This window comes from Streptomyces sp. NPDC058619 (assembly GCF_042717785.1).
In the GTDB taxonomy this organism is placed as follows: domain Bacteria; phylum Actinomycetota; class Actinomycetes; order Streptomycetales; family Streptomycetaceae; genus Streptomyces.
In genome coordinates this window covers 85694-92239 of the sequence record NZ_JBHXQN010000027.1, presented here as the reverse complement: position 1 = coordinate 92239, position 6546 = coordinate 85694, and the positions used below count along the sequence as shown (strand labels likewise).

The 6546-nt window shown below is 72.6% G+C and carries 5 protein-coding genes; 2 read left to right on the top strand and 3 right to left on the bottom strand.

What is annotated here, in order from left to right; all coding sequences use genetic code 11:
• Nucleotides 1–135: 135 nt before the first annotated feature.
• Both ACFWTC_RS24700 and ACFWTC_RS24695 read right to left on the bottom strand, forming a co-directional pair.
• Nucleotides 136–990, bottom strand: coding sequence for a glutamate ABC transporter substrate-binding protein (locus ACFWTC_RS24700; RefSeq protein WP_383922359.1), 855 nt, complete (start codon nt 988–990; stop codon nt 136–138).
• 120 nt (nt 991–1110) lie between these two features.
• Nucleotides 1111–1896 (bottom strand): amino acid ABC transporter ATP-binding protein, encoded by a 786-nt coding sequence (locus tag ACFWTC_RS24695; RefSeq protein WP_383922356.1) that lies wholly within the window; start codon nt 1894–1896, stop codon nt 1111–1113.
• A 274-nt stretch (nt 1897–2170) separates the two neighbouring features.
• On the opposite strand from ACFWTC_RS24695, the gene ACFWTC_RS24690 reads away from it, so the two are divergent.
• Entirely contained in the window at nt 2171–2875 is a 705-nt protein-coding gene (locus ACFWTC_RS24690; protein WP_267726784.1) for a response regulator transcription factor, read from the top strand.
• A 12-nt stretch (nt 2876–2887) separates the two neighbouring features.
• Nucleotides 2888–4300 (top strand): ATP-binding protein, encoded by a 1413-nt coding sequence (locus ACFWTC_RS24685; protein ID WP_383922353.1) that lies wholly within the window; start codon nt 2888–2890, stop codon nt 4298–4300.
• A gap of 4 nt (nt 4301–4304) precedes the next feature.
• Here ACFWTC_RS24685 and ACFWTC_RS24680 read toward each other — a convergent pair whose 3' ends face one another.
• On the bottom strand, nt 4305–6491 hold the full coding sequence (locus ACFWTC_RS24680; protein WP_383922350.1) for an endo-beta-N-acetylglucosaminidase: 2187 nt from the start codon (nt 6489–6491) through the stop codon (nt 4305–4307).
• Between the last annotated feature and the right edge of the window lie 55 nt (nt 6492–6546).

The following is a 6546-nucleotide window of genomic DNA, read 5'->3' as shown; positions in this document are numbered from 1 at the left end:
TTTTTTTTTTATTTACAGCGTTTTTCTCCCTTTATTAAATAAAACGCAACCGCCGGCCGGGCGCCCCCCCCCGGTTGGCCTGTGTGGTGCGCCGCTGCCCGCGACAGGCGGGCGGCGGCGCACCTCACCGATGAATCAGCTGCCTTCGGTGATCTGCGGGGCAGGCTCGCTCTTGAAGTTGGCCGGACCGAGGTTGGTGTCCACGGCCTTCTGCCAGCTGCCGTCCGCGACCATCTTCTTGAGCGCGGCGTTGATCTTGGTCTGGAGCTCCTTGTCGCCCTTCTTCAGACCGATGCCGTAGTTCTCGTTGCTCAGGCTCAGCCCGGCCAGCTTGAACTTGCCCTTGTTCTTCTCCTGTGCCGCGTAGCCCGCCAGGATCGAGTTGTCCGTGGTCAGCGCGTCGACGGCCTTGTTCTCCAGGCCGGTGAGGCACTCGGAGTAGCCACCCTGCTCCAGCAGGTCGGCCTCGGGGGCCAGCTTGGTCTTGACGTTCTGCGCCGAGGTCGAACCGGTGACCGAGCAGAGCTTCTTCTTGTTCAGGTCCTCGGCCTTGGTGATCGAGGTGTCGTCGGCGCGGACCAGCAGGTCCTGGTGCGCGAGGAAGTACGGGCCGGCGAAGTCGACCTTCTCCTTGCGCTTGTCGTTGATCGAGTAGGTCGCGACGACGAACTTCACGTCGCCGTTCGCGATCAGGTTCTCGCGCTCGGCGCTGACGGCCTGCTTGAACTCGATCTGGTCCGGCTGGTAGCCGAGCTCCTTGGCCACGTACGTCGCGATGTCGACGTCGAAGCCCGTGTACTTGCCGTCCGGGGTCTTCAGGCCCAGACCGGGCTGGTCGTACTTGATGCCGACGACGAGCTTGTCCTTGGCGGCGCCACCGGACGCACCGCCGTCACTCGCGGCATCCTTCGCGCTGCCGCCACAGGCGGTCGCGGTCAGGGCGAGAGCGACGGCGATGGCCGCGGTCGTGGCGACCTTGGAGATCTTCATGGTGAACTTCCCTCGGAGTGAGACGTTGTTGAACGACGAGCGACGCTTTACGGCACGTGCGCAGTCGGCAGCAGCCGGTCGGGCGGCGGCCCGTCACCGGATGACTACCAGACCTGACCCTCAGTGGTGCAGGATCTTCGACAGGAAGTCCTTGGCCCGGTCGCTGCGCGGGTTGCTGAAGAACTGCTCGGGCGCGGCCTCTTCGACGATCTTGCCGTCGGCCATGAAGACGACCCGGTTCGCCGCGGAGCGGGCGAAGCCCATCTCGTGCGTGACGACGACCATCGTCATCCCCTCCCGGGCGAGCTGCTGCATGACCTCCAGCACCTCGTTGATCATCTCCGGGTCGAGCGCCGAGGTCGGTTCGTCGAACAGCATCACCTTCGGGTCCATCGCCAGCGCGCGGGCGATCGCCACGCGCTGCTGCTGACCACCGGACAGCTGCGCCGGGTACTTGTCGGCCTGCGAGCCGACGCCCACCCGGTCCAGCAGGGACACGGCCTTCTCGCGGGCGGCCTTCTGGTCGGTCTTGCGGACCTTGAGCTGGCCCAGCATGACGTTCTCCAGCACCGTCTTGTGCGCGAAGAGGTTGAACGACTGGAAGACCATGCCCACGTCGGCGCGCAGCCGGGCCAGCGCCTTGCCCTCGGCGGGCAGCGGGCTTCCGTCGAGCGTGATGGTGCCCGAGTCGATGGTCTCCAGGCGGTTGATGGTCCGGCACAGCGTGGACTTGCCCGATCCCGAAGGACCGATCACGACGACGACCTCACCGCGGGCGATGCTCAGATCGATGTCCTGAAGCACGTGCAGCGCGCCGAAGTGCTTGTTGACGTTGCTCAGTACGACCAGGTCGTCCGCGGCGCCGGCCGCGTCCTGCACGTCCTTGGTCACTGATACTCCGCTCATCGGCTTCTTGCTCCGTCCTCCTCGGTTGGGAGGACAGTAGTGACGTGGCGCGCACAACGTCATCACATCTGAGGGAGAATTGAGGATAACGATCCGGCCTCGCCCGGATACGCTCCGTACGCACCGCCCGCGCTGCCGCCCCGGGCGCGTACCGGGTGCGTAACAGAAGGCGCGCCGCACCGGAACCCCCTTGACGTGGGACTCCGCATCGGCGTGGATGCAGGGTGGCCATGCGTACGGAAGCTGAAGAGCAAGAAGAGGAGAGGGAGACGGCATGAGACTGCTGCTCGTCGAGGACGACGACCACGTCGCCGCCGCCCTGTCCGCGATCCTCGCCCGGCACGGCTTCCGGGTCACCCACGCCCGCAACGGCGAGGAGGCCCTTCAGGCACTGCTGCCCGCCGGAGCCCCGCCCTTCGGCGTCGTCCTGCTCGACCTCGGCCTGCCCGACCAGGACGGCTACGAGGTCTGCGGCAAGATCCGCAAGCGCACCGCCACGCCCGTCATCATGGTGACCGCCCGGGCCGACGTCCGCTCCCGCATCCACGGGCTGAACATGGGCGCCGACGACTACGTCACCAAGCCGTACGACACCGGCGAGCTCCTCGCCCGCATCCACGCCGTCGCCCGGCGCGCCGGCGCCTCCGAGGAGGCCGCCGCCACCGGTACCGGCACGCCCGCCGTCGTCCGCCTCGGCACCGTCAGCATCGAGCTGCCCACCCGCCGGGTCAGCGTGGACGGCGCCGACGTGCCGCTCACCCGCAAGGAGTTCGACCTGCTGGCCCTGCTCGCCCAGCAGCCCGGGGTCGTCTTCCGCCGCGAACAGATCATCAGCGAGGTCTGGCGCACCAGTTGGGAGGGCACGGGCCGCACCCTGGAGGTGCACGTCGCCTCGCTGCGCTCCAAGCTGCGCATGCCCGCCCTCATCGAGACCGTCCGCGGGGTGGGCTACCGGCTCGTCGCCCCGGCCGCCCCCTAGCGGGATCCCGACGTGCGTGCCCGGCTGCTCCCGCTGCTCGTCGTCCTGATGGCGGGCACGCTGCTCGCCCTCGGGTTCCCGCTGGCCGTGAGCCTGGCCGCCGGCCAGCAGCAGCGGGTGGTGGTCGACCGGATCGACGACAGCGCCCGCTTCGCCGCCCTCGCCCAGTTCGTCGTCGACGCCGAGGGCTCCGGATCCACCGGCGCCGACGAGCGCCGCGCGACCCTGCAGCTGGAGCTCGCCCGCTACCAGGAGCTGTACGGCATCCGCGTCGGCATCTTCTACCGCGACGACAACGCCATGGCCCGCTCCCCGGGCTGGTGGGAGCTCCCCGCGAAGGGCGAGGGCCGCAGCGCCTTCGACGAGGCCCTCGCCGGGCGCCGCAGCCACGACCCCGCCCAGGTGTGGCCCTGGCAGACGCACGGAAAGCTGCTCGTGGCCTCCCCGGTCGTCCTCGACGGGGACGTCGTGGCCGTCGTCGCCACCGAATCGCCGACCGACCAGATGCGCGGCCGGATCCTGCGCGGCTGGCTGATCATCGCGGGCGGACTGGCCGCCGCCATGCTGGTCGCCTTCGGCGCCGCCCTGCGCCTGACCAGCTGGGTCCTCAAGCCCGTCCAGACCCTGGACGCGGCCGCCCACGGCATCGCCACCGGGCGGATGAACTCGCGGGTCGCGGCCGCCGGCGGGCCGCCGGAACTCCAGCGTCTGGCCCGCTCGTTCAACGAGATGGCCGACAACGTCGAAGAGGTGCTGGAGCAGCAGCGGGCGTTCGTCGCGGACGCCTCCCACCAGCTGCGCAACCCGCTCGCCGCGCTGCTCCTGCGGATCGAGCTCCTCGCCCTGGAACTCCCCGAGGGCAACGAGGAGATCGCCTCCGTGCGCACCGAGGGCAAGCGCCTGACGCAGGTCCTGGACGACCTGCTCGACCTGGCGCTCGCCGAGCACGCCTCCGCGGAGATCAGCCTCACCGACATCGGGGCGCTGGCCGCCGAGCGGGCGGCGTCCTGGCGGCCGTACGCCGAGGAGCAGGGCGTACGGCTCACCGTGACGGGCCGCAGCGCCGTCACCGGCTGGGCCGACCCCATCGCACTGTCCAGCGCGCTCGACGCCGTCATCGACAATGCCCTCAAGTTCACCCCCTCGGGGGAGGAGGTCGAGGTGTCGGTCGCGGCCGCCGCACGGACCGTCCGCGTGGTCGTCGCCGACCGCGGGCCCGGCCTCACCGAGGAGGAGCTGCTCCGCGTCGGCGACCGCTTCTGGCGCAGCGGGCGGCACCAGAACGTCAAGGGCTCCGGCCTGGGCCTGTCGATCTCCCGGGCCCTGCTCGCCGCGGGCGGCGGGTCACTCTCGTACGAGAACAACCCGCCGCACGGACTGCGGGTGACCGTGGCCGTCCCGCGCACCGACCCCGACGCCGGCTGAGGGCTCAGCCCCAGGGGAGCGTGGTGCGGGCCGGGGCGGAGGCCGCGTACAGCTCGTCCACGGCCCGTACCTCGAAGGCGACCGCCCGCTCCCGGCCGGCGCGGGGGACCGCCGGGAGGTGGAGGGCCGTCCCGCAGGTGCCGCCGAGGAAGCGGCGGGTGCCGTCGGGCAGGACGCGGCAGACCTCGTGGTGCCGGACCGGCCTCCGTCCCGAACCCCGTCCCGGCGCGCGCTGCCAGGACAGGCGGACCGCCGCCGTGCCGTCCCGTACGGCCGAGGCGTCCACGGTCAGCGCGGCGGGCGGAGCCGGCCGCCCTCCGGCGGAGCCGTCGCGTACCGACAGGGCGCCGAGCCGCCACTCCACCGGGCCGCTCCCGCGCGCGGTGATCCGCACGGCGAACCCGTACGCCGTCCTGCCCGCGAGGGCGGCGAGCCCGAACCGCGCGGTGCGCCAGCCCGGCCCCGAGGCGGGCTCCCGCGCCGGGAACCAGGCGTACGGGACCGGCGCACCCGGGGTGGCCGGCTCGCGGACGGCCACCCCGACCTCCACCCCGACCGGACCCGACCCGGTGGTGTGCACCAGCTCCAGCACGGTGGAGCGGGTCAGCGGCAGCCGGGTGGCGTGCAGCCCGACCGCGGCCGGCGCGGTGAGCAGCCCCGTCACCAGCAGGCTGGAGCCGCCGCGCCAGGCCCGCGCGAAGTCCAGGGTCACGGCGGGCCGCGTCCCGGAGGTCTCCACGGCCCAGCGGCGGCCCGGGAGCCGGTCCTGGAGCCCGAGGTGGCTCCAGGGGGCGTCGGAGACCACCTCGCCCGCCTCGTACCAGCGCTCCCCGTGCCCGGTGTTGAACGCGCAGGCGAACGGCAGCGAGGCGACCGTGGACCGGTCGGCGACGACCGTGGCGGGGGCCCGCCACCCGCCCTCGGGCGCGGGGCGGGAGGGATCGAGGGACTCGCCCGTCCAGAACCGGTCGTCGGCGCGGTGGAAGGCGCCGGGGGAGCGGTCGGCGAGGTGGTCGCGCGTCCACTCCGGCCGGTAGAAGCCGTAGCTGACGACGTGGTCGCGCCCGCGCGGGACGATCGCGTCCCAACGGGCTGCGGTGTTCCAGCCGTTGGATTCCACGTCCACGCCCGCCCACAGCTCGTGGCGACTGCGCCCGAGCCGGTCCGCGAGCGCTCCGGACGAGGCCAGCTTCTCCGGGGTCCAGCGGAAGTCGACGAACAGGGTGTCGCAGACCCGGCCGGTCCGGTCCTCGAAGAACTCCTGGTTGAGCTCGTTCAGCGCCCCCTGCCAGCCGACCCGGCCGGTGCTGTTCATGGCGTCGTACCAGGTGGTGCGCAGCCCGTGCGGAGCGCCGGCCGCCCGTAACGCATGCAGGAACTCCCGCATCCGGGAGGCGAGTCCGCTGTCGCCGCCGTCGGTCTCGGCGTTGACGAACCAGCCGTCGAAGCCGTACGCGGACGCCACCAGGGCCAGCTTCTCGGCGATCGGGAAGCGGCCGAGGGAGTCCCGCTGGACGAGATCGCGGGTCCACTGGAGGTCGCCGCCGTAGGCCACGGGCGGCAGGAAGACGTTGCCGAGCACGCGGACCCCGTTGCGGTGGGCTGCGTCGACCACCGGCGCGTTCGGGGCCAGCACGATCCCCTCGCCGGCGGAGCCGCCCCAGAAGACCAGCTCGTCGATGTACGCCCAGTGCGTCAGGGCGTAGGAGTCGGCGGTCGGGGAGCCCTGCGACGGGTTCCGCGCGGTCGGCCCGAAGGAGACGAGCGAGGAGATCCGGGCCTGGCCGGCGCGGGCGCCCGGATGGGGCGGGACCGGGGTGAAGCGGGGGGCGAGCGGCACGGTGGCGCTGTTGTGGGCGAGGTCGGGGTCGGACTCCGGGGTCCACCGCTTCAGGGAGCGCCACACGATGCCCGGGCCGGGGGTGCCGGGCGGGAGCGAGTCCGGGAACCAGTACGAGGCGTACGGGGCCAGGTCGGCGGGGTCCGGACCGCCCGGCGCCGGCCCGGCGGCCCGGGGCCCGGATACGGGGACCGCCCGGGCGGGGGCGGGCGGGCCCAGCAGGGCGCCGGCCCCGGCCCCGGCGCCCGCGGCGAGCACCCCGCGCCGCGTCGGGCGTACGGGGACGCCGCGGGCGGCGGCGGTGCCGGCGGCGGCGGTACGAGGGTCGACGCCGTGGTCGGTCTCGGACATGCGGGGCTCCTCCGGAGGGGCGGGCGGGGTGATGCGGGCCGGTGGCGGAACAGGG